This is a genomic window from Nocardia brasiliensis NBRC 14402, from assembly GCF_000308475.2.
GTDB classification, from domain to species: domain Bacteria; phylum Actinomycetota; class Actinomycetes; order Mycobacteriales; family Mycobacteriaceae; genus Nocardia; species Nocardia brasiliensis.
Window position 1 is genome coordinate 80,721 of the sequence record NZ_BAFT02000112.1, and the last position, 26,617, is coordinate 107,337.

At 67.5% G+C, this 26,617-nt stretch carries 20 protein-coding genes; 7 read left to right on the forward strand and 13 right to left on the reverse strand.

The window, feature by feature from the left end; all coding sequences use genetic code 11:
• Nucleotides 1-90 precede the first annotated feature (90 nt).
• The 6 genes from TY25_RS38725 to TY25_RS38750 all read right to left on the reverse strand — a co-directional run bounded on the left by TY25_RS38725 (nt 91) and on the right by TY25_RS38750 (nt 12,958).
• Entirely contained in the window at nt 91-540 is a 450-nt protein-coding gene (locus TY25_RS38725) for a TY-Chap domain-containing protein (RefSeq protein WP_042265054.1), read from the reverse strand.
• Entirely contained in the window at nt 537-1,025 is a 489-nt protein-coding gene (locus tag TY25_RS38730; RefSeq protein ID WP_042265057.1) for a DUF6301 family protein, read from the reverse strand. Before TY25_RS38730 ends, TY25_RS38725 begins: the two co-directional genes overlap by 4 nt.
• A 104-nt stretch (nt 1,026-1,129) precedes the next feature.
• Nucleotides 1,130-2,095, reverse strand: a complete 966-nt coding sequence (locus TY25_RS38735; protein ID WP_042265059.1) for an alpha/beta hydrolase — start codon at nt 2,093-2,095, stop codon at nt 1,130-1,132.
• Between the two features lie 110 nt (nt 2,096-2,205).
• The gene (locus TY25_RS38740; protein ID WP_042265060.1) at nt 2,206-11,382 is read right to left on the reverse strand and encodes a WXG100-like domain-containing protein; all 9,177 of its coding nucleotides are present in this window, start codon (nt 11,380-11,382) and stop codon (nt 2,206-2,208) included.
• A gap of 23 nt (nt 11,383-11,405) precedes the next feature.
• Nucleotides 11,406-11,729, reverse strand: a complete 324-nt coding sequence (locus TY25_RS38745) for a hypothetical protein (protein WP_042265061.1) — start codon at nt 11,727-11,729, stop codon at nt 11,406-11,408.
• A gap of 452 nt (nt 11,730-12,181) precedes the next feature.
• A complete protein-coding gene (locus TY25_RS38750; protein ID WP_042265064.1) occupies nt 12,182-12,958 on the reverse strand; it encodes a MerR family transcriptional regulator in 777 nt (258 codons plus the stop codon).
• Nucleotides 12,959-13,239: 281 nt separating this feature from the next.
• Between TY25_RS38750 and TY25_RS38755 the strand changes: the two genes are divergently transcribed.
• From TY25_RS38755 to TY25_RS38785, 7 genes are all read left to right on the forward strand, one after another.
• Nucleotides 13,240-14,811 (forward strand): amino acid permease, encoded by a 1,572-nt coding sequence (locus TY25_RS38755; RefSeq protein WP_042265066.1) that lies wholly within the window; start codon nt 13,240-13,242, stop codon nt 14,809-14,811.
• Between the two features lie 102 nt (nt 14,812-14,913).
• Nucleotides 14,914-17,235, forward strand: coding sequence for a serine/threonine-protein kinase (locus tag TY25_RS38760; protein ID WP_042265068.1), 2,322 nt, complete (start codon nt 14,914-14,916; stop codon nt 17,233-17,235).
• A 56-nt stretch (nt 17,236-17,291) separates the two neighbouring features.
• Nucleotides 17,292-17,735, forward strand: a complete 444-nt coding sequence (gene dtd / locus TY25_RS38765; protein ID WP_042265071.1) for a D-aminoacyl-tRNA deacylase — start codon at nt 17,292-17,294, stop codon at nt 17,733-17,735.
• A 254-nt stretch (nt 17,736-17,989) separates the two neighbouring features.
• Entirely contained in the window at nt 17,990-19,513 is a 1,524-nt protein-coding gene (locus TY25_RS38770) for a hypothetical protein (RefSeq protein ID WP_226887066.1), read from the forward strand.
• Between the two features lie 214 nt (nt 19,514-19,727).
• Nucleotides 19,728-20,186, forward strand: coding sequence for a hypothetical protein (locus TY25_RS38775; protein WP_042265073.1), 459 nt, complete (start codon nt 19,728-19,730; stop codon nt 20,184-20,186).
• On the forward strand, nt 20,183-20,611 hold the full coding sequence (locus tag TY25_RS38780) for a DUF4254 domain-containing protein (protein ID WP_029892539.1): 429 nt from the start codon (nt 20,183-20,185) through the stop codon (nt 20,609-20,611). The genes TY25_RS38775 and TY25_RS38780 overlap by 4 nt, the downstream gene beginning before the upstream one ends.
• Nucleotides 20,612-20,652: 41 nt before the next feature.
• Nucleotides 20,653-21,444, forward strand: a complete 792-nt coding sequence (locus TY25_RS38785) for a class I SAM-dependent methyltransferase (RefSeq protein WP_042265075.1) — start codon at nt 20,653-20,655, stop codon at nt 21,442-21,444.
• A 555-nt stretch (nt 21,445-21,999) separates the two neighbouring features.
• Here the strand turns inward: TY25_RS38785 and map are convergent.
• The 7 genes from map to rplR form a co-directional block, all read right to left on the reverse strand.
• Nucleotides 22,000-22,797 (reverse strand): type I methionyl aminopeptidase, encoded by a 798-nt coding sequence (map, locus tag TY25_RS38790; RefSeq protein ID WP_014981725.1) that lies wholly within the window; start codon nt 22,795-22,797, stop codon nt 22,000-22,002.
• Nucleotides 22,798-22,847: 50 nt separating this feature from the next.
• Nucleotides 22,848-23,393: an adenylate kinase gene (locus tag TY25_RS38795; RefSeq protein WP_029892542.1), complete on the reverse strand. Its 546-nt coding sequence runs from the start codon at nt 23,391-23,393 to the stop codon at nt 22,848-22,850.
• Nucleotides 23,390-24,712, reverse strand: coding sequence for a preprotein translocase subunit SecY (secY, locus tag TY25_RS38800; protein ID WP_014981723.1), 1,323 nt, complete (start codon nt 24,710-24,712; stop codon nt 23,390-23,392). Before secY ends, TY25_RS38795 begins: the two co-directional genes overlap by 4 nt.
• A 181-nt stretch (nt 24,713-24,893) precedes the next feature.
• The gene (rplO, locus tag TY25_RS38805; protein WP_042265077.1) at nt 24,894-25,337 is read right to left on the reverse strand and encodes a 50S ribosomal protein L15; all 444 of its coding nucleotides are present in this window, start codon (nt 25,335-25,337) and stop codon (nt 24,894-24,896) included.
• 1 nt (nt 25,338) lies between these two features.
• Nucleotides 25,339-25,518 (reverse strand): 50S ribosomal protein L30, encoded by a 180-nt coding sequence (gene rpmD, locus TY25_RS38810; RefSeq protein ID WP_014981721.1) that lies wholly within the window; start codon nt 25,516-25,518, stop codon nt 25,339-25,341.
• Complete coding sequence (gene rpsE / locus TY25_RS38815) at nt 25,518-26,180, reverse strand: 30S ribosomal protein S5 (RefSeq protein ID WP_042265080.1); 663 nt, start codon at nt 26,178-26,180, stop codon at nt 25,518-25,520. The genes rpmD and rpsE overlap by 1 nt, the downstream gene beginning before the upstream one ends.
• Nucleotides 26,181-26,208: 28 nt before the next feature.
• Nucleotides 26,209-26,616, reverse strand: coding sequence for a 50S ribosomal protein L18 (rplR, locus tag TY25_RS38820; protein ID WP_014981719.1), 408 nt, complete (start codon nt 26,614-26,616; stop codon nt 26,209-26,211).
• Nucleotide 26,617: the final 1 nt, after the last annotated feature.

Sequence of the window (26,617 nt, forward strand, 5' to 3'; positions counted from 1 at the left end):
CGGCCGACCCCGGGGACGGCCGCACGAATTCATCCTGGCACAGCGGACCCGATGGCGAGCGGCGAATATCGCGCCGCCCGCCGCACCGGCTCACCCAGCGCGGGACAGGCCGAGAGCAGGCAGTTCCAATAGGCTGTTGCCGGTGTTCTCGTTCCAGGCCCGATAAACCAGATCCGTGGGTTCCGGAACGTGCAGTGCGTCCCGCAGCCCGACCACCACCATCGTCGCCAGCCGGGTGTAGTCGGCGGTACGGATCGGCCAGGGCAACTCGATCCACCAGTTGTCGCCGTGCTGGAAATCGGGCAGCTGCCATCCCGCGCCCGCGATCAGTTCGTTGCCTGCCGCGCCGGCCTGCGCAGCGGAATCCAGCCATTTGTCGCTGACGAGCTCGGCCCACACCCTGTCCGCGGTTTGCAGAAACTGAGCGTACGGACCGACCTCCGAGGCCGAACCGGACTGGATGACCTTCACGATCGCGCCCTCCGGCAGCGCGGCCAATTCTTCGGCCAGTCCGGCCGCGAACTCATCCCACCCGGTCAAAGCTCTTGCCCTTCGAGTTCGACAGCCTGATCGCGCAGCGCGAGCTTGCCGTTGTTGATCAGCGAAAGCTGAACCGCGGTGGCGACATCTTTCAGCACGACGGTCGTTTCCGCACCGGCCCAACGGATCTCGGGCGAGGCTCCCGGCTTTCGGTCCGTCGGGTCGCCGAGCGCACCGGTCAGCGCGGCACCCATCTGGGCGAACGCGTCGCGCGACTGCGCGTGACCGGCCGCGTCGTCGGAAGCGGGACCGGCGACCTTGGCCGTGATGTACTCGGCCGCGCCGTCCGAACCGGCGATGCGGCCACTGCCCATCCCGAAACCGGTATCGAGCATCGCCCACTCGGGCTTGGCGAGCACCACCTTCCACCCGAACTCCGCAGCCAGTTCAGCCGCGTCCGCCAGCCGCCACGACCACTGCACCGAACGCAGCCGAGTGGCCAGGTCGACGATCTCCTCGTCGGTCAGCGCGCGCCATTCCGTCATGCGATCACCCTAGTTGCCCCGTCGGACCTCGTGTTTCTGCGCGCTCGACTGTGCCACAACGGGTAACCGGACACAACAGCGCCCGGCACTGGCCACCGCCTCGTTCACGCGGTGCGCGGACCCTGGGTGACCTGCGGATTCTCCACCTCGGCGACGAATTTCTCGACCGCGTCGAGGGCCGCGCGGGCTTCCGGCAGAAATCGGTGACCGACCTGGAACACATGGAACATGCCGGGCCACAACTGGACCTCGCAGTGGCCGCCCGCGGCGCGTTGCGCGGTGCCGTAGTGCTCGGCGTCGGCACTGAGCATTTCGCTGCCGCCCGCTTGGAGGAGCATCGGCGGTAGATCGGCTCCGACGTGGGCGGCCACGTCCATTCGCGGGTCTTCGAAATGCGTTGTGCCGTAGTAAAGACCGGTCATGCGACGGGCCAGACCGAGGGTCATGAAGGCGTCGTTCACCTCCGCGCGGCGGGCCCGTGCCAGCGACCACGTCGCGTCCACCAGCGCGGAGAAGCCGATCAGTGCCTTCGGCTGCGGCAAGCCCAGCTCGCGCAATTGCCCACACAGACCGAGCGCCATATGACCGCCCGCCGAATCACCCATCAGAACAATGTCTTCCGCCGCGTGTCCTTGGTCGAGCAGCCAGCGATAGCCGTTCAGCACATCGTCGTGCGCGGCGGGGAAACGGTGTTCCGGGGCGCGCCGGTAGCGCAGGGTGAACGCCGGACGGTCCAGTCGGCGGGCCAGCTCGGACACCAGGCCGCGATGCGTGGCCGGGCTGCACCCGACATACCCGCTGCCGTGCAGGTAGTAGATGAGGGCGCGGCCCGGTCGCGGCGGCACACCGACCCACTCCCCTGCCGTCCGGCCGCGCGGGCCGGTGACATCCACCGGCGTGGTCGGCAACATGCGGTCGAACCAGAGCTGGCAAGCGAGGGCCAAACCCAGTCGCGCACCGGCCACCCCGAGCCGGTTCGCGGGCAGGCGCGCACCGAGCGGGCGCAAGGTGGATTGCAGCGCCCAGATCGTGCCGCGGCTGGGTAGGGACAGCGGATCGCCGTTGATCATCTGTCCAGTGAACCAAGCACTTCGCGCCCCTGGCAATCATCGCCGTTTCGATCGGGCGGAGTGCACAAAACCAGCCTTCACCTGCTGTGTCGTAGCACAGGATGGTGTGGTCAGACGAAGATGGCGGCACGGCGGGACGCGTCCGCGATGACGTCCCGGACCAGCAGACCCAGATCCATGTCCGCGGGCAGCGAGCGATAACGCAAGTCCGCGGCGATCGCGCCCCCGACGCTGACCACGAACCGTGTCGTGCGCTGATCGTAAGGAAGCCACTGCACAGCGACGGGTCCGTCCAGATCGATGTCCTGATTTCCGATACGCAAACCCAACCGGCCCTGATGCCGATAAAGCACCACAGGCATGTCACCCAGATCGCCGTAGACGCCACCCAGCGGACTCACCCCCGCAGGAGTCGCCCGCAGTGCCCCCGTCGCAGGTTCGAACTCGGCGAACACGCCGTACCCGACATAAGGACGCACTACAACCGTTGTGCTGCTGGGACTTTCAGTGATGTACGAGCGTCGCCCATACCCGCTACCGCGCCCGCCGGATTGCGCACCGCCACCCATCGGCGGAACGAACGGAGGCGACGGTGGTGTGCTCTGCGCCGGGAATACCTCCGGGCCCGGCATGCCTGGAGTGGGCGAAACCTGCGGCGAAAATGGGACATTCGGCCGAGCCGGCTCCTGCGATGGACCTACTTGACTCCCCGGTACCGACGAACCCGGTACGTGCGGAGTGCGATCCTGCGGCGCCCCCGGTTGGGTTGGCGACTGTGCAGAGTTCGGCGCCGGGTCCTGCGGCGGCACCCACAAATCCGGTGCAGGTGCGCCCGGCACGGTCGGGAGCTGTGGCGAATTCGGCGGTACCGGGGACTGTGCCTGCCCTGGCAGGGTTGGCGGCTGCGCTATGTCCTGCTGGACCGCGGACTCTGGCTGGACCGGCAGGCCCGGCGGCACAGGCGACGTTGAAGGCTCCGGCAGCAGCGGAAACACAGGCGGAGCGGGCCAATCCGGCAGGGTCGGCAGATTCGGCGGCGTCGGCAACCCAGGCGGCACGGGCCCGTCCGGCGGAGCCGGAATCCCCGGCGGCACCGGGATCCCAAGCGGGATTGGCAGGTCCAGCGGAACCGGAATGCCCGGCGGCACGGGCAAGTTCGGCGGTGTCGGGATTTCCGGCGGTTCGGTGGGTGGGACCGGCAGACCTGGCGGAACCGGAATCCCTGGCGGGACCGGCAGATCCGGGGGGACCGGAATGCCTGGTGGTATCGGAATGCCCGGTGGAACCGGCAGATCCGGCGGAACCGGAATGCCCGGCGGCACGGGGAAGTTCGGGGGTGTCGGGATTTCCGGCGGGTCGGTTGGTGGGACCGGTGGTGTGGGGAGCTGCGGGGGCGCCGGAGGGCATGGGGGTGCAGGGGGTGTGGGCGGGTGTGGGGTGGCGTGGGGGTGTGGCGGGTGCGGGGTGACCGGTGGGGTCGGGGGTTGAGGCGGGGTCGGGGGTTGAGGTGGGGTGGGGGGTTGAGGTGGGGTGGGGGGTTGAGGCCGGGTCGGAGGTTGGGGTGGGGTGGGGGTTGGGGTCCGGGACGGGCCATGGGAGGGGGTGGGGTGGATGGGTTCGGGGAACTCGAACTCGTAGTCCCTGGGTGGGTGAGGGATGTGTGAACGCAGGGCTCGACCTGGTAGCTGTGGGATTCGGTGTGAATCGTCTTCGGGAGTAGCAGGTTTCGGCGGATCGGCATCGTCTGCGCGGCTTGTGTGCGAGTCTGTGCCCGGCCGCGGTGCGAACTCGTCCGGGACGCCCGGATTTCGCGTCTGCGACGCACCCGGTTCTGTCGCCGCGGTCCCGCTGGTATCGCGCTGTTCGAGTTCGGCGAACTTGTCGGCTATTTCGCGGTGGGCGGCGTCCAGGTCGTCCATCAGTCGCTGGTGTTCGGATTGGGCTGCGAGGTCGGTGCGGATGCGGTCGAGCCGGTCGAGGGTATGTCGGAGCTGGGCATCGGCTGCTGCCGCGTGACGGCGGTAAGCCTCGTCTACCTTTGCGAGTTCCCTTGACAGTGCGTCGTCGATCCGCGAACTCGGATCCGTCGAATCGGGTTCCAGCACACTCTCATGCGCATCCAGCGACTCGTTCAGCTCGCGACCGACCTGCTCGAGGCGATCGAGCACCCGCTGCAACTCCGCGTCGGCTTCCTCGGCGTGCCGCCGATACGATTCGTCTAGCGCGGCCAGCTCACGCGTCAACGCTTCATCGATCCGCGAGCGCGGATCGGCCGAATCCGCCTGAGCGTCAGGCACACCCAATTCACGGCTGATCTGCTCGAGGCGGTCGAGCACCTGCCGGAGTTCGGTGTCGGCCCATTCCGCATGGCGTCGATACGCTTCGTCGACCTTCGCCAGCTCCCGTGCCAGCGCCGCGTCGATTCGCGAAACCGGTTCGATCGGCTCCGATTCCGGCGTGCGGTCCGAGGTTTGCAATGCCTCGTCCAGCTCGCGACCCACCTGTTCGAGCCGATCGAGCACCCGCTGCAACTCCGCGTCGGCCTCCTCGGCGTGCCGCCGATACGACTCGTCCACCGCCGCCAGCTCACGCGCCAGCGCCTCATCGATCCGCGACGAGCGTTCCGACGCGTTCTCGGTCGGCGTCTCGGAAACCGGCTGCCGCGCCGGATCCTTCGCGGACGCCACGCTGCCGGTTTCGGGTGACGATCCGTCCCGGATGGGCGTCGTGCGATCAATCTCGCCCTCTGCCACGGGTTCTGATTGCTTGTCCGTACGCGCAGGGTCGGCACCGTCACGATCGACAACTGCGTCGAACCGCGCCGCGATCTCGCGCCTACGCTGCGCCAACTCGTCCATCAGTCGCTGGTGTTCGCGCTGCGCCCACTCCTCGTTGTGCCGGAGCGCTTCGTCCAGCGCCTCGGTCTCGCGGCGCAGCACTTCCTCGACGAAAGACCGCGGTTGTTCCGGCGCGGGTCGCGTCCCAGCCTTGCCCGAATCGCCCTCCCGCGCAGAATTATCGGAATCCTCCGTTTTCGGTTCGGCTGATGCCGGTTGATCGGGCGAGACCGGCGGCACCTCCGCACCGCCGGAACTCGGCCGGCGGGGCGGCGGATCGGTGGTGGGCGGCGCGGTCGTGGGCGGATCTCCGTCAGGCCCATCAAGCGGCGTGCGCGGCCCGTCACCCGGCCGACCGCGCTCCGCACTACCCGAAAGCTGTTCCGGTGCAGCGTAGAACTCGTCGGCCACCACGCCGAGTGCGCGGATCTGTGCTGCCCGCCGGCGGACCTCGTCGCGCATCTTCGCGATTTCGGCGGCCAGTTCTTGCGGGTTGAGCCCCTCGTGCTTTTCGATCTTGCCGTCGCGGTAGGCCTCGTACACCTTCCGGAAGGTGGCGTCGTCGGCATCGGCGAGGTCCACGCCGACCAGCCGTGCCCAGTCCCGGTTGGGATCAGGCCGGTCATCGGTGTTGTCGCTGTCGCGATCCCAGGTGCCGTCGCCGTCCTGCCGAGCGGGATGGTCGGTGAGTGTCTGCCCGAAGTCGAGCGGATCACCCGACGGCATCGCGTCGCGGATGATGTCGCGCAGGGCGTGGATCGCCTCGGGATCGTGGATGGGCGGCTCGCCGGTGACGCGCGGATCGGCGGAGAGGTCGCCGCGCGGCACGTCGGAGTAGGGGTCGACCCGGATCAGGGCGCCCGTGTACTCGGTGAGCGCGTTCTTCAGCAGATCCTGTTTGCCGTCCCGCTCGAGCTGCGCGAACAGCTTGCGGAGCTTCTTCGGATCGAGGCTGTTCGAGTCCAGGCCGTGCACCAGCCGGCCCGCCTCGTTCTTACGGTATTTCGGCGGGACCAGCTCGGACGGCTCGACACCGAGCCGCTTCGCCAGTTGGTCACGTGCCGCGACGAAAGCGGCGGGGTCCAGATCACGCAACTGCTTGGCATACGCCACGAGGTCGGCTACCTGCTGTGCGCGCAACGCATTTCGGAACGAACTGTCGGTCAGCGCGTCGGCGAGACGTTGCGGGCTCAGCTCGGCTTCGGGAATGCCGAGACGCGTGGCCAATTGGCTGCGCGCGTCGCTGATGTCGTTGAACGAGGCGATATCGTTCATCGACCGCGCGAAGTCGGCCAGCGCTTCGATCTGTCCGGCGCGAACGGCGTTGTCCAGCTTCAGATCCGCGATCGTCCGCGCCAGGCGGTCCGGATGCAGGGCGTCGGGTTGCAGCCCGAGTGTCCTTGCCACGTCCACCAGATCCGCAAGGATCTCCGGGCGCGGCCGGGGCGGGGCTTCCGGCGCGTCCACGCCATCCGGCTCGGTGCGGGGCGCGGTGGTGTCGTCGAGCACCACTGGCCGCCACTGACCGTCGTTGTCGCGCAACAGGGTTACCGCCAGATCGCGGCCGTCGACGCGTTCCCGGTGGTGGTAGACATCGGGGGTGCCGACCGGCTCGAGCTGGATGCGACCGTTTCGATCCGTCCGGGCCTTATGGAAATCGACCTGCACCTCACCGCGTTTCACCGCCTGCGCGAGGTCGGGATGCTCGGTGAGCACCCTGGCCAGCGCGGTTGCCCGGTCCTGTGGTCCGTCGATGACCACGAGCCGATCGGGCGCACCCTCGCCGACCGGAATCCGCACGACCTGGTCGCCGAACGGCTGTCCGACGGGCGGCTGATCGTCGGATGCCGGATACAGCCGGATCTCGGCGGCATCGGCGAACTCCGCCAGTCGATCGGCGCGCGCCTGGTTCGCGGCCCGCAGTTCTTCGATCCGCTGGATGGTCACGGAGTCGATGTCGAGCCCGAACATCTGCGCCCAGGTGGACAGTTCATCGCGGAGCTGGTCGCGGCGCAGCGCATGTTCGAAGTAGGCGCGCGGTCCCTGATCACGGCCGAGTTCGTCGTCGTCCGGTCCGATATCGCCCCACTCTTTGAGCGGGTCCGCGCCGTTGCCGACGGGGGTGTAGTTCTGCACACCCGGCATGCCGTCGAAAGCCGCGTTGATCTCCCTGAGGAAGCGGCCCATCGGGTTCTCGTCGAAGAAGCTGACTTCGTCGGAGTACGGGATGGGTTGACCGGCCGGATCGGGTTCCCCGTGCCGAGTGGGCCGGCGATCGGCGCCGTCCTCATCGAATTCGTCGTCGTCCGAGTAGAAGTCGGCGTCGTCATCGTCGCGCCTGTGCGCGTCCGGTCCTTCGAGTTCTCCCGGCGGCCGGTTCCGATTCTCGCCCGCTTCCAGCGGGGGCCGCGAATCCTGGCCTGCCACATCCTCTCTGGTGTACGGCCGGGTCTGTTCCTCGTTGAAACGCCGGTACGCGTCCGCGAGGCCTTCGACTGCCGCGGCCTCGCGCAGGGTGCGGTATTCCTGCTCGTCGATCGTTCGGCGCACCGTCGCCGGATCGTCGTCGGGCAGCTCGAAGCCCAAGCGGTCAGCCATGTCCGACAGCGATTCGTCGGCGGGTGGCGGGCCGTCCGGCTCGGCTATGGGCTCCGGCGCCGGCGGTTGCTGCGCCAGCAGCTCGGCCTCGGCTTCGGAGATCAGACCCAGCCGTGCCATATCGTCGACGATCCGGCGACGCTGTTCCGGATCGGACACGGTGAGCGCGTCGGTCAAGACCGCCCTGGCCTCTTCGGCAGACATCCGACGGACCTCGAACAGGTCGGTGACGGTCTCGCGCACCAGGTCCGGGTCCGCGTCACTGACCCAGAACCGGTACTCCTCGCCGTCCGCCGTGCGCGGCGGCACGAAATCGCCTGCCACATCGCGTTCGCGTCCCGACAGCTGACCGAGGAGGGGGACGAGCTCGCGGTTCTTCCACATCGTCGCCCCCTCTTTCAGGATGCGGGCGACGTTGGGCGCGTTGCCTGCGCCCGGTTCCGGGGCGGGGCCCATCGTCGGGACGTCCGGGTTGGCCGGCACGTGCGGTGCCGGAGCGGGCGGCGGATCGAACAGGTCCGGTGCGCTGGCAACCCCGTCACGCAGCGCGGTTTGCCCGCGGCCGTCCTCACCCGAGCCGGACGGGTATTTCGGATTGTCGCCTTCGTAGCCGCGCACATGAGTCCGGTCCCGAAAGCGTTCCCACGCACGGCGAACCGCCGACTTCTTCTCGACCTCGCTCGAGCTCTCGCGGCGGGCGGGCGCCTCGCCGTCGGCGGCGGGCGCTGCGCGCCACCGATCTTCGCCGTCCGGACGCAACGCCAGCGGCACTTGCTCGCCGTCGATATCGACCGTGTGCGGGCGGGTGTCGTCGGCGAGTACGATCTCGTCCGGCTCGAGTACCGGCGAGTCATCGGAATCGTTGTCGCGGTGCGAATTCGGCTTCGCCTGCTCGCCCGGATCGTCTGGTGCCGCCGACGGCGGTAGTTCGCTCGGCGGCTTCTTCCCGCCACCGTTCGAGCTCGACGCAGGTTCGACCGGGTCGCCGTCCGGTACAGGCGGACGATCGCCGACATCGACGGTGTGCAGTTCCGAAGCAGTGGGCGCCGTGTCGGACTCGCTGTGCTGCTGCGGAATCCCGTTCTCGTCGAACAGGATCGTACGGATGAGCGCGACCGGATGGTCGCCGTCCGGCAGGATCGGCGGGAAGCCGTGCGCCAACCCCGCGGTGAGATCGCGGACGACGATCGTCCCGTTCTCTTTGACCAGCACGTAGGCGTGGGCACCGACGTTGTGCTCGTCGACCGTGCCGTAAACGTCCACCACCAGCGCGGCCACCCCGTCGGGTCGCTCGATCGGGTTGCCGCCGGCGTCGCGGAGCACGCTGCCGTCCGGCCCGGTCTCGTACCGCAGTGCGTCGCGAATCACGTTGTGGTTCTCGACGTCTCGCAGCGGCGCGCCGGCGGCTCGCTCGATTTCCGGCTGGGACACACCGTCCAGACCGATTTCTCTGGTCGGCACCTCGATCACGGCGCTACCGGTGAGTTCCCGGATCAGTTCGAGGCTGCGCACCGCACAGTCGCGTGGATGCTCGGCCACCAATTGTTCCGGACGCGTCACGACGGTCTCGTCGGTGGTGCGCTGGCCGCTCTCCGTGGGAGCAGCCCGATCTGCGCGCGGTGCCGGAGCCGTCTCCGCACCGGCCGCGGCGGCGAGCGGCAACAGTCCTGCCGCATCGAGCGGACCATCGCTGTCGGCTCGGGGCGGAAGCTCGTTCTCCGACAACGGAACCCCGACATCGGTTTCCTGGCCGGCCGGGGTGGAACCGTCCGCGACAGCGTGCCCCCGTGGCACAGGTTCGCCACTCGATCCCGACTGCAAGCCCGACCGGTGATCGTTGCCGCGCGCGGAACCATCGGCCAGGCCCGATCTACGGTCACCGCCGGTGTTTTCGCCACGGACATCACCCGCGCGCGGACGATCAGTAGACGTACGTGCCTCGCCCGGCGCTCTGCCGTCCGCGGTCCCGGCGCGCGGCTCCAGACCCGTACGCGACTGTTCTACGCGCGGTGCATCCGTACCGGTGTGTGGTCGGACCTCGCTTGCCACCGGCCGCAACGGGCTGGAAGACCCAGGGCTACTGCGATTTTCACCTCCCGCGACCGGTCCGGTCGAGCCCTGTTGCGCCGGAGCAGCACTCGGGTGGGTAGCGGGCGTGTGCGAGGGTGCGGTAGTGACCGGGCCGCCGTCAGCCAGGCCGTTATGCGCGGTAATCGGGTCATTTCCGGTAGTGGTGGCGTCGATGCCACCTTCCGAGGAGTGCACTGCGTCCTGCGCCGCCATCCCCGCCCGCTGATCGGCAGCACCACTCGAATCGCCCTGCGCGGCCACACCATCAGCGCTCGCGCTGCCACCTTCGGCAGGTCGCCCGGTGCTGCCGTCACCGGTCCGGGCCGCGGCGTCGCCCGCCCGGCCATCCGACGATGCCTCACTGCTTGCGCTCCGAACAGAGTCCCCCGATCGGCCCGCGGAATCGCTCGACGTTCCGTCATCGCTGTCCCTCGCCGCGCCGCTATCGCTTTCGGCCGACGCTCTTCGACCGTCTCCTCCAGACGCTCTGCCGTCGCCCGCGGAACCCCGCTCTGCCCCGTCGCTGCCGTTCTGCCGACCAACGTCCGCATCGGCTGCACGGCCGCGCCCCTCGGCACCCGCGGGACGCGTCGCACTGCCGTCACTACCGGACCGACCGCCGTCCCCCGCCGCCCTACTGCCATCACCAGCGGCACCCGTACCGCCGTCACCAGCCGCACCGCGACTGCCGGCACCCGCCCCGTCAGGCCGGAATCCGACGCGCGCACCGTCGGTCGACTGTGCACCGCCGGGACCATCGACCGCATCGGCGAAGCGTGTCCCGAAGTCCGGCCTGCCGAACATCTCCGGCCGCATGCTGCCCCAAGCATGCTGTGCACCAACCTTGTTCACTGCCGACATGGCACCGTTGGCGGCGCCCGCGGTGAACATTCGCCAGTCGACCTGGGTGTTCTTCAGGTTGTTCCAGGCGTCGCCCCACCCGTTCTTCGCGGCATCGATCCCGAACTGGGTGCCGGTCGCGGCGACGAAACCCGCGCCCGCGCCGACGAGACCCGCCGCGGGACCGGTGATCGCGGCGCGCATCCACGGCTTCATCTCCGCGCTCAGCTTGTTGCCGAGCCAATCGCCGAACGGCCCCGCCGCGGCACCGCCTGCCGCCGAGCTCACCGCGGTCACCGCGACCTGTTCCCAGTTGATGTTCTTGCGATGCCCTTGGTCGACCTGCCACTGCTGGACGCCCAGTTCCTGCAAAGTGCCGAGCATCGTGTCGATCGCGACATGCCGCAGCATGAATTTCGCGAACTTGGACGCGACGAGTTTGCCGACGTGCCGGATGATCGCGGCGACGACCCGCTGACCGATGATCCGCACGGCCACCCGGGTGAGCCCGATCGCGGCCGCCTCGACCGCGGGGGCGGTAGGCGGAAAAAGCCATGCCGCAGCGAGTTCGGCCGCCAGCAAGCCCAGCGAGGACCAGTACATCAGTTTGGCGTACTCGATCTCGGTGCCGACGCTGTGGGCGGATTCGCCGATCTGATCGAAGAGCGTGGCCAGCTTCTCCAGCGACTGGTCCTTCTCCGATCCGTCGCCGGACCGCATGCTGTCGAAGCCCTTGATCATCTCTTCGACGCCCTCGCCGGCCGGATACGCGGTCAGCGAAGCGCTTTTCGCGGCGTCGATGTCGCCGAGGATGGTCCGCAGGTCCGCCGCGGCGGTGTGCCAGTCCTGGGCCAGGGCCCACATCTGGTCCTCGTTGCCCTCGGGCCACTCCATGCCGACTATCGGCTCGAGCCATTCGAGCCAGCCGGGCAGTTCGATCATTGTGGGCTATACGCCAATTGGACTCAGTTGAAGCCGTCGCGGTTGCCGTTTTCCATCTTCTCCAGCAGCTTGGCGCTCTTGGTCTGGCCGGAAGAGAAGTTGTCGAGCGAGCCCGCGATATTCGTCGCGCCGGTGATCATGTTGTCGCGCGAGGAGGTGTAGCCACCGGAGCCGTCCGGTCCGTTCGCGAAGTTTCGACCGAGTGTGTCGTTGCCCCAAGGGTTTCCGCGTGCGCTGAGCGAGGCCTGCAGGGTGTGCAGCACCGCGTTGATCCGGTCCCGCGCGTCCCCGGTCTTCTTCGCAGCCTTGAAGAACAGATCCGAGTCGTATTGGACTTTGTCCGCCACCCGCGTTCCCTCCGCGCATGTGCGGTCACCCGCACGTCAGCTCCTACGGATTCGACGATGACAGCCGATAGCAACTCGCCTGTTGCTCGGAAATGAACGGAAAGTGCCACGACAGTTACAGACAACGGGCGGATACACCTGATCGTCTGCTAGGCGAAATGTGCTATACGCGTTGATGTTCGGCACCGGCGCGGGTACGCCTGCAATGCGGCCGCCGAAGACCGGTCAGCCCCGAGTGGGAGCGCCGGTGTCCCCTGCTTCCCCTCATCGGTGTGCGCACCAGGGGACACGGCGGCCACCCAGGGCCGACGGTAAGGCCCCGGGGACATGCGCAGAGATTGGCGTCGCTTTGGGCATGCCCCCAGGTCCTGAGACGACGATACATCGAATAATGCGCCGCTGTCTAGCGGCAAGATTTGGCCAGCGTCATCCCATGGCCTCGACCGGGGGTTTCACCGTCCGGACAATTCGTCGCCCAGTTCCGGGATATCCCGCTCCAGATACCGCGCGATGAATCGTCCTACGAGATCCGCAGCCGCCTGACCAGGGAGTATCCGAGTTCCGGCAACCCGCTCGGCCAGCTCGTTCCGATCCGCCGCGGTGCGCCCGGACTGCCGGAACGCCTGCCACGCGGTTCGCTCGAAGGTGTCGACGAATCGACGGGCGATCCGGTCGCAATCCCCCTGCAACCGCTCGACCTCATCGAGCGCCTGCACCGGCGTCGCGCCCGCCGAGCACAGCTGCTCGACGATCCGCAGCAGCGGACGGTCGGCCACCCGATAGGTGGCGGCGTCGAGCGGCTCGTACAGACCGGCCGCGACCACGCGAGCGAAGCCGTTCGGCACGTCCCGATACAGGTCAGCGAGTTCGGTTGCGGCAATTAAGGTTTCATCGACGTCGGCGATCGGCGCCGCCGGATCGGGCAGCGCGGCGGGCACGCCGGGATGCGCGTGCGGCTCCTGGTCGGGCACCCCGAGCACGTCGCCGAGATCGTCGCCGCGATCCCAGGCTTCGAGCAGTTCCCGGATGCCGTTCAGTTTGATCCCGCGGTCCAGCAACCTGCCGATGGTGCGCACCCGGTTGAGGTGCTCGTCCCCATAGAACCCGGTCCGCCCCTTCACCTGCGGCGGCGGCAGCACGCCCCGCTCGTGATAGACGCGCAGACTCCGCACGGTTGTCCCCGCCTCGCGCGCCAGCTCGTCGATAGTGAACTCGGTATCCGCTGCCATACCTCAAGGAAACCACACCGAAACAAGGTTGTTCACCGACCTGAGGTGCGACGCCTCGCCCACACCACCCCCTGAGCGACCCCAGCGGGGCCCGTCCGGCCGACCCGGATACACCGTCGCAACCCCCGCGATATCGCCTGCCGCACAACGGTTTGCCGCTCGATTGCCGAATATGACGATTTCATTTCATGAGATGACAACTGGCCGCAACTATTGAACGTGCCGTTATCTAGCGGTACGTTACTCAGCGATATGACAGCCGTCACAGGGAAGGCAACCCCATGACCATCGTTCGACCGCCGGCCGAGGTGCAGCAACAGGCCGCCGCCGCGCGTGCCTTGCACGCCGAAGACGTGGGCTATCACAAGGCGCTGCGTCCACGTCAATTGCAGATGATCGCTATCGGTGGTGCCATCGGCACCGGTTTGTTCCTAGGTGCGGGCGGGCGGTTGAGAGATGCCGGGGCTGGGCTTTTCCTCGCGTACGCCGTGTGCGGTGTGTTCGTGTTCTTCATCCTGCGGGCGCTGGGCGAGCTGATCCTGCATCGCCCCTCGTCGGGTTCGTTCGTGTCCTACGCTCGCGAGTTCTACGGCGAGAAGCTGGCCTTCGGTGTCGGCTGGATGTATTTCTTCCACTGGTGCATGACCGGCATCGTGGACATCACCGCGATCGCCACCTACGTGCACTATTGGGGCAGTTTCGAGGTGATTCCGCAATGGACCATCGCGTTGGTCGCGCTGGCCCTGGTGGTCTGCATCAACATGGTGTCGGTGCGCTGGTTCGGTGAGATGGAGTTCTGGGCGGCGCTGATCAAGGTGGTCGCGCTGGTCGGGTTCCTCATCGTCGGCACGGTCTTCCTCGCGCGCCGCACGCCGATCGAGGGCAACAGCACCGGGATCAGCGTGATCAGTGAGCACGGCGGTCTGCTGCCGAACGGCCTGATCCCGATCGTGTTGTGTACCACCGGCGTCATCTTCGCCTATGCCGCGGTCGAATTGATCGGCACCGCCGCCGGTGAGGCGGAGAACCCGGACAAGATCATGCCGCGCGCGATCAACTCGGTCATCGCCCGGATCGCGCTGTTCTACGTCGGATCGCTGGTGCTGCTGTCGCTGCTGCTGCCCTACACCGCGTTCAAGTCCGGGGAGAGCCCGTTCGTCACGTTCTTCTCCAAGATCGGGGTCGACGGCGCGGGCACGATGATGAACCTGGTGGTGCTGACCGCGGCGTTCTCCAGCCTCAACGCCGGACTGTATTCCACCGGGCGGATCCTGCGGTCGATGGCGATGAACGGCAGCGCCCCCGGTATGGCCGCGCTGATGTCGAAGCGCGGCGTGCCCTACGTCGGCATTCTCGCGACCGGTGCGGTCGCGCTGATCGGCGTCGGGCTCAACGCCCTGGTTCCGGAGAAGGCCTTCGAGATCGTGCTGAACATGTCCGCTCTCGGCACCGTCACCGCGTGGGCGGCGATCGTGCTCTGCCAGCTCAAGCTGTGGGCCTGGTCGCGCGAGGGACGGATGGAACGCCCCGCGTTCCGGCTGCTCGGCGCGCCGTACACGAGCATCGCGACGCTGGTGTTCCTCGCCGCGGTCGTCCTGCTGATGCTGTTCAGCGACAGCGACGTGCAACGCGGCGCGGTCATCGCGATGGTGGTGATCATGGGCCCGACCCTGGTGGGCGGCTGGTACCTCGCGCGACGCCGGGTCATGCATGTCGCCGCAATGCGCGATGGCTATACCGGCGCGTTCCCGGTGGTCGCGGAGCGGCCGCTGGAACATCGTGATCTTCGTATTACGGATTCCACCCGCACAACTAACGCCGCTGTTACGTCCGATGAGGCAGAATCGCGCTGAGACCGATGAGTTCGCCCTGTTCGGTGGCGCCGATATCGTACGGCGCCACCGAACAGGGCGGGTTCGGTCCCGGAATTGTATTCGTGGTGCGGAGAGGGTCGAATGCCGGAACACCTCAGTGCGTCCGACAACATTCGCCCGGTCCCGCCGGCGACGACACTGACCCGCGATCCCACCGAAATACCGCACCGGGCCCCCTCGCCGTGGGCCACCCGGCGCGCGTCGGCGAACGAGACCGATCAGTGGTCACCGGAGGCGGAAGCGGCGCTCGGCTCGGAGACCATGCCCAGCTCGGGTCCCATCGTCCGATCCCGGCCCAGCGTGCGCAGGCTGACCGCGGGGCTGGTCGAGCTGCCGCAGGTCGACCAAGTCGACCCGGCCGGGGCGATGCTGTCCGATCCCGAGGTGCCAGAGGACAAACGTTTCTGCTGGAAATGCCAGAAGCCCGTCGGCCGCTCGTCCGGCACGCAACGCGGCGCGTCGGCGGGCACCTGTCCACAATGCGGCTCTCCGTTCAACTTCCGTCCCGCGCTGAACCCCGGCGACTTGGTGGCGGGCCAATACGAAGTCCGGGGATGTCTCGCCTACGGCGGCATGGGGTGGATATACCTGGCCCGTGATCGAAATGTCAGCGACCGCTGGGTGGTCTTGAAAGGACTGCAGAACCCGCTCGATTTCGAAGCGCACGTCGTCGCGCTCGCCGAACGGCAGTTCCTTTCCGAAATGTCGCATCCGGGGATCGTGAAGATCTTCAACTTCGTCAAACATCGTTCCGCCGACGGAATTTCCTCCGGATACATCGTGATGGAATACATCGGCGGCCAATCGCTGAAGACCATGCTCGACCGCCGTGCCCCGGAACGCTTGCCGGTCGCCGAAGCCATCGCCTATGTGATGGAAGTGCTGCCCGCGCTGGATTATCTGCACTCGTTCGGCCTGGCCTACAACGATCTGAAACCCGACAACATCATGGTCACCGAGGACGAGGTCAAACTGATCGATCTCGGCGCGGTCGCCGCCCGGGAATCCGGCGGCAGCCTGTACGGCACCTTCGGGTATCAAGCGCCCGAATTCACCAGTACCGGACCAACAGTGGCCTCCGATATTCACACGGTCGGGCGCACGCTCGCCGCACTCACCCTGCCGATCCCACTGGAACGGCTCGGCCCGACCATCCCCGCCCTCCCGACGGCCGACGAGGCACCGGTGCTGCGGCGCTACCCGTCCTTCGAGCGATTGCTGCTGCGCGCGACCGACGCCGACCCGGAGCAGCGTTTTCCCTCCGCCTACGCGATGTACCGGCAACTCGCCGGCGTGCTCCGTTCGGTGCTGGCCGAGGACACCAACCACGAATACCCGCAGACCTCGGCCGTGTTCGGTTCTCCCCGTGGCGATTTCGGCATCGAGGCGCTGATCCGGCAGACCGAGGGCGTCATCGAGGGGGTACACGCGGCCCCGACCCTCGACACCGCGAGTGTCATTGCCGCGCTGCCGGTTCCACTGATCGACCGCGAGGATCCGAGCGCGGAATTGCTTTCCCCACTGCTACACGGCGATTCGCAACAGGCTTTGGACACGCTGCGTCAGAGCGCCGCCGATATGAGTGCCGGGGTCATCGGCACGCCGGCGACCTTCGAGCTGGAAGGCACCCTGACCGCGGTGCGCGCGCACCTCGATCTGGGCGAGGTCGAGCAGGCACGGCAGTACCTCACCCAGTTGGCGCCCGCCCATCGGGCGGACTGGCGGATCCAGTGGTACACCGCCATAGCCGACCTGTCCTGCGCCGAATACGTGCTGGCCCATGCGCATTTCGATCGGGTGCACGCGATGGTCCCCGGTGAGATCGCACCGCTGCTCGCCCTGGCCGCCACCGCGGAACTCGTCCTGCAGTCGAGCGCGGCGATCGAGGAGCAGGACCGGTGGCGACAGCAAGCCACCGAGCGCTACCGCTCGGTCTGGCGTAACACCCGCGGCGTGGCGAGCGCGGCGTTCGGGCTCGCGCGCGGGCTCGCCGCCGCCGGCGACATCGATGCCGCGGTATCGACGCTGCAGCAGGTGCCCGATTCCTCGCGGCACCACAACACCGCGAGGATGACCGCGTGCCTGCTCTCGGCGACCCGGCCGGTGGCCGACCTGACCCGGGCGGATCTCGACGCGGCCGTAGCGCACGTGCACGCGCTGCCGGACGACCCGCGCCTGACCCAGTTGCGGGCCATCGTGCTCGGCGCGGCCCTGTCCTGGGTGCAGGCGGGCGGGCAACCGGAACCACGCACCACGATCCTCGGCTGCCCCTTCACCGAGGCAGGGCTGCGGGGCGGGCTGGAATCGGCCCTGCGCGCGGTCGCGCGAACCACACCGAGCCGGTTGCATCGCTACGCGCTGATCGATCTCGCGAACGACATCCGTCCCCGCTCGCTCTGGTAGCGCTGCCGAGCACCCCGCGGCAGGCCCGGCGCACCGGCCCGGCATGATCAACGGCTGTGCGAGTCCTGCTGCAACGAGTCCGCTCCGCGGAGGTGACCGTCGACGACGAGGTGGTCGGCCGGGTCGAGCCGGCCGCGACGGGCGTACCGCACGGATTGGTCGCGCTGGTAGGCGTCACCCACGGCGATACCGAGGCGGTCGCGAAAGCACTCGCCGACAAGGTGTGGCGGTTGCGCATCCTCGACGGCGAGCGCTCGGCCGCCGACCTGAACGCCCCGATTCTGGTGGTCAGTCAATTCACGCTCTATGCCGATACCGCCAAGGGGCGTAGACCATCCTGGAACGCGGCCGCACCGGGAGCCGTCGCCGAACCGCTGGTCGACACGTTCGCGCAGACTCTCCGCGAACTCGGCGCTACCGTGGCGACCGGACGGTTCGGCGCGCACATGCGGATCGAACTGGTCAACGACGGACCGGTCACCCTGCTGCTCGAGGCGTGACTACGGCGCTCGTCACCCATCCCGAAGACGACGAATACCGCAAAGCCGTCAGCACTTTCGCGCGTCGGCCAGCGCACCCGACGCGCACCCCGGCCACCCGGGCAGCCTCGCCCGGTACCGGAATCCGGTGGCGAGCAAGGACATGAGGAGCGAGAACGCCGCAGGCCGGGACAACCTGGTGCGCCCGGCCGACAACCGTGACAGACTCGTGCACGGATGATGAGTGGCTCGATGCCGCCGGTTAGCGGAGGATCATGCTGGAAACGAGGGGCTCGATGGATCTGGGCGCGTTGGAGCGTCAGGTCGCCGCGGATCGCTATGCGGCGCTCGATCGTTCGATCGAGGCGGATCTTCGGCTCGCGACCTCGCTGAGTGAACTCGCGAAAGGCTTTATCGCCACGAAGACCGACGGGTCGGTCCGCGACCGGACCCGAGAGGCCCTGGCGCCCGCCGAAGAAGCGGTAGGCATCCGGCTGCGGTTGCTCGCCACCGGACAGGTGTTGAATGCCCGCCTCGCCGGCGAGCTGAACGAGGCACTGCGCGCGGTCGAATTGGCGGCTCGGCACAGCGGCCGCCGCGAGCTGGCGACCACCACCATTCGACGCGCCTGCGACGCCTACCGGCAACTGGCCCGGATTCATCCGGAAGTCGCCGGGCTCTGCGCCGACGGCCTGTCGAAATGCGGTGTCTGGCTGGGCCGGCTCGACCAGGACGCCGCCGTGGCGGCGACCGGGGAGGCGGCGCGCATCCGCAGCGCGCTGGCCGCGGCGAATCCGGAGCTGTCCGGTAAGTACCTGGCCAGCCTGAGCACCCTGTTGCGCACGCTGATGGTCGGGCGGTCGCGCAAGCAGGCCCTGTCGATGTACCGCGAGCGCTACTCCGCGTTCACGTCGACGAATATGTCGATCCGCTTGCGCGCGTGCGGGATCCAAGACCTCGACCTGACCCCGAAGTCGTACAAGGCGCTCACCGAGCTCGGTTGCCGCACGCTGGAGCAGGCGGGTCGGCTGACCCAGCAGCAGATCCTGTTCAAGTCCTCGGGCGACCTGTCCACCGTCGAAGAACTCAACTGGAAGCTGGCGCTGGTCGGCCTGCGACCGCTGCTGCCCGGCGCGGAGCCCGATCCGCCGTCGATGCCGGTGCAGATCGGCACCAGCTTCGGCGCGCTGAGCGTGTACTGCCCGACCCCCGACGCGATCGCCCAGATCCGGGCGGCGATCATCGGCGCGTACGCGACCGATGACGCCTATCCACTGGATCGGGCCAGCTACTTCGGCGAACGCGACGAACATGTGAAAACCACCGACGCCGAGGTGAACACGGCGGAGAAACTCGGCGACGACATCGTGCTGATCGACCAGCCCTACGGCGGCTGGGTCACCGTGATGAGCCTGCACTGGGAACTGACACCGGTCGCGAAACATCCACTGGCGATGCGACTTTCCCAGGATTGGCCGGTCGCCGCGATCACCGTGACCGAACACATCGCCTACGAGCTGTGCTGGTACGAGCACGGCGTCGCCACCCAGTACGCCGCGCTCGGCCGGCCCGCCGGGCAGGAACCGCTGGACAAACCGCTCGCGCCGCTGGACTTCAAGATGCTGGCGGAACTGAACGCCGACCGGGCGACGGAGACCAAGCTGCGCGCGGCGTTCGGCAACACCCAGATGTTCGCCAACCTCACCTACCTGCCCTCCAGCGGGCTGCGGCAGATCAGCGCGACCACGCCGCTGGCCGAGCACGGCGACCGCGCCCTGTTCTTCCGCACAACCCCCTGACCGGGGGTTGTCCAGCCCGCTGGATGAGCGAAAAACACCAGGTAAACGTCATCGCGGCGAACTTAACGAGAACTAATTGAACGCAACGGTTACCACCGTCCCCCGGGGTGTTTCACTGAGATCACGCCAGAACGGTGTCCCAGGTCACTCCCAGTGCCTATGGCGTATCGGCTCCGGCGGCTTCACCAGACAACGATGCTAGTCGAGGCTCCCCATGGACCAAGTGGCGTTGGCGGAAACTCCTGCCGCCCGATGCGCCTATTACCGCCACACCTGCGACCTCCCCGCCGGATTTCATCCGGAGATCGGCCGGATCACCGTCCGGGCCGGTTTCGTCGGCGCCATCACGATGCCTGCCGCGCTGGGTCAACAGGTACACGACGATCTGATACGCCATCGAAATCCATTGGGCCCGATCATCTCTCATGTTCGATCCAAACGCTGGACCTTTCTGATCCGTCCCGACCTGCCCGACGACGTCCGTTTGTTCGCCGAACTTTTCCGGCTCAACGTGTCCATCGTGCCGATCGGCGGTGAGATCGCGCTCCCCTCCCCCGGTTACCCCGGTACCGGCTATCGCGAGTGGATTGTGGCTCCGGAGAACACCTTTCGTCCCTCCGGTGTCTCGATCGTCAATACCGTACGCTCCTGCCGGAACATGGGGTCGCGATGACGACGGGCCAGCTACCCGCCAAACATCAAGTGCTGCAGGCCTGCCGGGGTGATCATCCGGAAGACAACCCGCTGCTGCGGTGCGCGCACGAGCTGACCACCCTGCACGAGCGGCGGATCAGCGCCGATCGCCAGTCCGCGGACGAAATCGACGCGCTGCGTGCGAGTCTGGTGCGCGACATCGATCGCTGGATCACCGTCCAGTTGCCGCCCGCGCACGGCGCCGCCCACGTGCACACCGAAACGGTCGGCGCGGTGATCGATCGGCTCGCCCAGTTCACCGCCAATGCCTACGCCGCACTGGCGAGCGCGTCGGAGTGGGATCTGTGGGATGCCTGGCAGCGGTTGGCCGAACTGGCCGTCGGCTACGACGACCTGGCCGCCGAGGTCTGTGCCGGCGTACGACGGCTGCCGGGCGCGTCGTAAATGTCCCCGCGCGCCCGCCGCACGGATCTATGGTTGGGCGCATGGGGAATACGACTGATCGAGAAACGGACAAACGTGCCCTGCGCGCTCGGCGCGCATCCTCTTTTGGTACCCACGCGGCAGCCTATGCCGAACACCGGCCCGACTACCCGCTCGCGGCGGTCCAGTGGGCTTTGAAACCCGTTCCGGCCGTGCCCGCGCCGGTCGTCCTCGACCTCGGCGCGGGTACCGGCAAACTCACCGAGGGTCTGCTGGCCGCGGGCGCCACCGTGATCGCCGTCGAACCCGACGACGGCATGCGGGTCGAATTGATGCGCCGCCTACCCGGCGTGCGGGCGTATGAGGGTACGGCCGAGGCGATTCCGCTGGCGACCGGCTCCGTCGACGCGATCGTGGCCGGGCAGGCGTTCCACTGGTTCGATCAGGACCGGGCCTTCCCCGAGTTCGCCAGGGTGCTGCGCCGCGGCGGCGTTTTCGCCGCACTGTGGAACACCGACGACAAACGCGTCGGCTGGGTCGCCGGCCTCGCGGACGTCACCCGGACCGACGCCTCGACCACGGCGGTAGAACCCGGCGATTCGGCGCTGCCCGCGCATCCCCTGTTCGAAGACTTCGTGAGCGCCGAATTCCCGCATTCCCAGCGCCGGACCGCCGAGACGCTGGCCGCGACCATCGGAACGCATTCACACACCCTGGTGGTGTCGGCGCAGCAGCGGGCAGAGGTGCTCGGCCGGATCGTCGACTATCTGCGCAGCAGGCCGGAGACGGCCGAGGGTGAATTCGACCTTCCCCTGATCACTTTGGTGCTGCGCGCCCGGCTACGCGGCAACTGACCCGCGGCACTGTACGACCGGTCTTGCCCGAACCTGTTGTGCCGGCTCGGGCAAGCCGGGATGTCCGTCGTTTCCTGCGGCTGCCGGGCATTACCTGCCCCGGCCGAATCCGCATGCCAGCGGCCCTTTCCGGACGCGCCGAGGCTTCGGTGGCACGCAGGCGTCGGCCCCAACTACGTGGTGCGCCAAGCAGATTCGAGTAGTTGCCTACTCACGTGCCGCCGCCCGCCCCGGACATACGCTGACAGCATCGTTCGACACACCGAGGAATCAGGACCGACAGTCGACCTGATTCACCGCCGGGCAGCGTAGCCCGGACCGCCACGTCACGGCCAGGCGCAGTAGGCGCAAGGAACGACGTCACCGATCCAGCGCGGCAGCTGGGTAGCGTCCAGATCCAGCGACAACAAACGTGTCGCCGGATCGCGCGACGTGATCACCCGGACCGAGAGTCCGGTGTCGGTGCGATCGCGTCCTCGCCACGCGAGACTGGGGAACCGTGCATACCCACCGCAGGCACGGCTCGATCGGATCGAGCCCGGAAACGTTGCCCGATTACTCCGGGCGGAGGGTGAGAATGCGGGGACCGTTCTCGGTGACCGCGACCGTGTGCTCCCAGTGTGCGGCACGCGACCCGTCGATGGTGACGACGGTCCAATCGTCCCCGAGCACCTGGGTCTGCGTGGTGCCGAGGGTCAGCATGGGCTCGATCGCGAGCACCGAGCCGACCACGAGCTTCGGGCCCTTGCCCGGGGCGCCCTCGTTGGCGAGGAACGGATCGAGATGCATCTCCCGGCCGATGGCGTGCCCACCGTAGCCGTCGACGATGCCGTAGGCGCGACCGTGTTTCTGCTCCGCCGCGCGAGTGCCGAGTTCGATGGCGTGCGAGACGTCGGAGAGACGGTTGCCCGGCAGCATGGCCTCGATACCCGCCTCCATGGACAGCTTGGTGGCCTCGCTCAGCAGCCGGTCGGCCTCGATGATGGTGCCGACGCCGAACGTCCACGCCGAATCGCCGTGCCAGCCGTCGAGGATGGCGCCGCAGTCGATGGACACCAGGTCGCCCTCGGAGAGGATCTCTTCCGCGGTCGGAATCCCGTGCACCACACGGTCGTTCACCGACGCGCAGATGGAGCCGGGAAAGCCGTGGTAGCCCTTGAAGGACGGCACGGCGCCCGCGTCACGGATCACCTGCTCGGCCACGTCGTCGAGTTCGAGGGTGGAGACACCGGGCTTGGCAGCCGCGCGCACAGCGACCAGCGCACGACCGACGATCGCACCGGCGGCCGCCATGGCGTCCAGCTCACCTGCCGTGCGGAACGGCACGACCTTCTTCTTGCGATTGAAGACCACGCGGCCTCAGGCCTCCATCGTGCGCGGCAACAGTGCCCCGGCGTCGGTCATCAGTGGCCCAGTGCCCGCAGTGCGCGCGCGTTGACCTCGTCGACCTCGCCGACGCCGTCCACCGAGACGACCAGACCGTCGTAGTGCTCCAGCAGCGGCTCGGTCTCCTCGCGGTACACCCGCAGCCGGTTGCGGATCACGCCTTCGTTGTCGTCGGCGCGACCACGCGAGAGCATGCGCGCGACCACCGTGTCCTCGGGCACCACGAAACACAGCACCGCGTCGAGCTTGGTGTCCATGTCCTTGAGGATCTTCTCCAGCGCGTCGGCCTGGTCGACCGTGCGCGGGTAGCCGTCCAGCACAAAGCCGTTCACGGCGTCGGGCTCGTTCACCCGGGCCTCGACCATGCGGTTGGTGACATCGCTGGGCACCAGATCGCCCGCGTCCATGTACTTCTGCGCTTCGCGACCCAGCGGGGTCTGCTGGCTGATGTTCGCGCGGAACAGGTCTCCAGTGGAGATGTGCGGGACGCCCAGCTTTTCCGACAGCAGGACGGCCTGGGTGCCCTTGCCGGCACCAGGCGGACCGAGGAGTACAACTCTCACTTGAGGAACCCTTCGTAATTTCGATTCATCAGCTGGCTTTCGATCTGCTTCACGGTGTCCAGACCGACGCTCACCATGATCAGCACCGCGGTGCCACCGAACGGGAGGTTCTGGGTGTTAGCGGATGCGCCGATATCCAGGAACAGGTTCGGCAGCACGGCAACGAGACCGAGGTAGATCGAGCCGGGGAGGGTGATACGGCTCAGGACGAAGTTGAGGTAGTCGGCGGTGGGCTTACCCGGGCGATACCCCGGAATGAAGCCACCGAACTTCTTCATCTCGTCCGCGCGTTCCTCCGGGTTGAAGGTGATCGCGACATAGAAGTAGGTGAAGAACACGATCAGACCGAAGTAGATCGCGATGTAGACCGGGTTGCCCGGAGACACCAGGTACTTGTTGATGATGTCCTGCCACCAACTCGGATCCGGGTTGTTGCGCGCGGAAGTCAGCTGAGCCACCAGGTTGGGCAGGTACAGCAGCGAGGACGCGAAGATCACCGGGATGACACCGGCCTGATTGACCTTCAACGGCAGGTAGGTAGAGGAGCCGCCGTACATCTTGCGGCCGACCACGCGCTTGGCGTACTGCACCGGAATCCGGCGCTGGCCCTGCTCGACGAAGATGACGGCGACGATGATCGCGAACGCCGCGACACACACCAGGCCGAACACCAGGCCGCCGCGGCTGTCCAGGATGGACTTGCCCTCGGTCGGGATGCGGGCCGCGATGCCGGCGAAGATCAGCAGCGACATGCCGTTGCCGATCCCGCGCTCGGTGATCTGCTCGCCGAACCACATGACCAGCGCCGCACCGGCGGTCATCACCAGCACGATGATGATCATCGCGAAGATGCCGTTGTCGGCGATGATGTCCTTCTGGCAGCCCTGCAGCAGCTGACCACGCGAGGCGAGCGCGACCAGACCGGTGGCCTGCAGGATGGCCAGGGCGATGGACAGATACCGGGTGTACTGCGTCATCTTGGTCTGGCCGGACTGGCCTTCCTTGCGCAGTTCCTCGAACCGCGGGATGACGACGGTCAGCAGCTGGATGATGATGCTCGCGGTGATGTACGGCATGATGCCGATCGCGAACACCGAAAGCTGCAGTAGCGCACCACCGGAGAACAGGTTGATCAGCTGGTAGATACCGGCGTCTTCACCGCCGGACACCTGCTTGACGCACTCCTGGACGGCCTTGTAGTCGACACCGGGGGACGGCAGCGCGGCACCCAACCGGTACAGCGCGATCAACCCCAGCGTGAAGAGAATCTTCCGCCGTAAGTCCGGAGTCCGGAAGGCCGATACGAAGGCGGAAAGCACAGATCCTCCTGGCGAACGACATGGTCAGGACATGGTCATTTCAAGCAATACCCCATCGCCGACGAATCGGCATGTGGGGACGCTGAAAACCATGGCGAGGCTTGGCAGACAACTATTGAACTCTAACAGTGGCACCGGACGAGCTCTCACTCGTCCGGTGCCACTGTTTGTCAGAGTACCGTCAGCCCAGCTCGGTGACAGTGCCACCGGCCGCGGTGATCTTTTCCTTCGCCGCGCCGGTGACCTTGTCGGCGGTCACCTGGACCGCGACGCCGATCTCGCCGTCGCCGAGGACCTTCACCAGCTGGTTCTTGCGAACCGCGCCGGCCGCGACGAGCTCGGCCTTGCCGATCTCGCCACCCTCGGGGAACAGCTTCGCGATAGCGCCGACATTCACGACCTGGTATTCCGTGCGGAACCGGTTCGTGAAGCCCTTGAGCTTGGGCAGCCGCATGTGCAGCGGCATCTGCCCACCCTCGAAGGCGGCCGGAACGTTCTTACGAGCCTTGGTGCCCTTGGTACCGCGGCCCGCGGTCTTACCCTTGGAACCCTCACCGCGGCCGACCCGAGTCTTCTCGGTCTTGGCACCGGGCGCGGGGCGCAGGTGATGCAACTTGATGGTCATGTCAGACCTCCTCAACTGTCACGAGGTGGCGCACGACGTTGATCAGGCCACGGTTCTGCGGGGTGTCCTCGCGAACCACGGTCTGCCGGATCTTGCGGAGCCCGAGCGTGCGCATGCTGTCACGCTGGTTCTGCTTCGCACCGATCGTGCTCTTGATCTGGGTCACCTTGAGATCCGCCATTACCTGGCACCTCCCGCAGCCTGGGCGCGCGCACGCAGCATGCCCGCAGGGGCAACGTCTTCCAGCGGCAGGCCACGGCGAGCCGCGACCTCTTCGGGACGCTGCAGCATCTTGAGCGCGGCAACGGTCGCGTGCACGACGTTGATGGCGTTGTCGCTACCGAGCGACTTCGCCAGGATGTCATGAATGCCGGCGCATTCCAGCACGGCACGAGCCGCACCACCGGCGATCACACCGGTACCGGGGGACGCCGGGCGCAGCATGACCACACCGGCCGCCGCCTCGCCCTGCACCGGGTGGGTGATGGTCGAGCCGATCATCGGGACGCGGAAGAAGCCCTTGCGAGCCTCCTCGACACCCTTCTGGATGGCCGCCGGAACTTCCTTGGCCTTGCCGTAGCCGACGCCGACCAGACCGTTGCCGTCACCGACGATCACGAGGGCGGTGAAGCTGAAGCGACGACCACCCTTCACGACCTTGGAGACACGGTTGATCGCGACGACGCGCTCGAGCTGGTTCTTCTCGGCAGCGTTGTCCCGGCGGTTGTCGCCGCCCCGACGGTCGCGGCCACCGCCACGGTTGTCGCGGTTGTCGCCACCACCAGCAGCGCCATTCTGTCCGGCGGGTCCGTTGCCGCCGTCACGCCTCTGACGTCCCGGCATCAGACGTTCCTTCCGTTGTTCTTGATCATCAGAATTTCAACCCCGCTTCGCGAGCGGCGTCGGCGAGCGCGGCGATGCGGCCGTGGTAGTCGTGGCCACCACGGTCGAACACGACGGCGTCGACACCGGCAGCCTTGGCACGCTCGGCCAGCAGTTCGCCGACCTTCTTGCTCTTGGCCGACTTGTCGCCGTCCAGCGCGCGCACATCGGCCTCGATCGAGGACGCGGCGGCGATGGTCTTGCCGACCGAGTCGTCGACGAGCTGCGCGTGCAGGTGCCGCGAGGAGCGGTTGACCACCAGGCGCGGACGCTCGGTGGTGCCGACGACCTTCTTGCGCAGACGGAAGTGACGGCGGGTCTTCGACAGACGACGCGTCGTGGACACGTCCTTGCCGCGCGGCTTGCGCTTGGCGATCTGATTTTCGGTTTGCGCCATG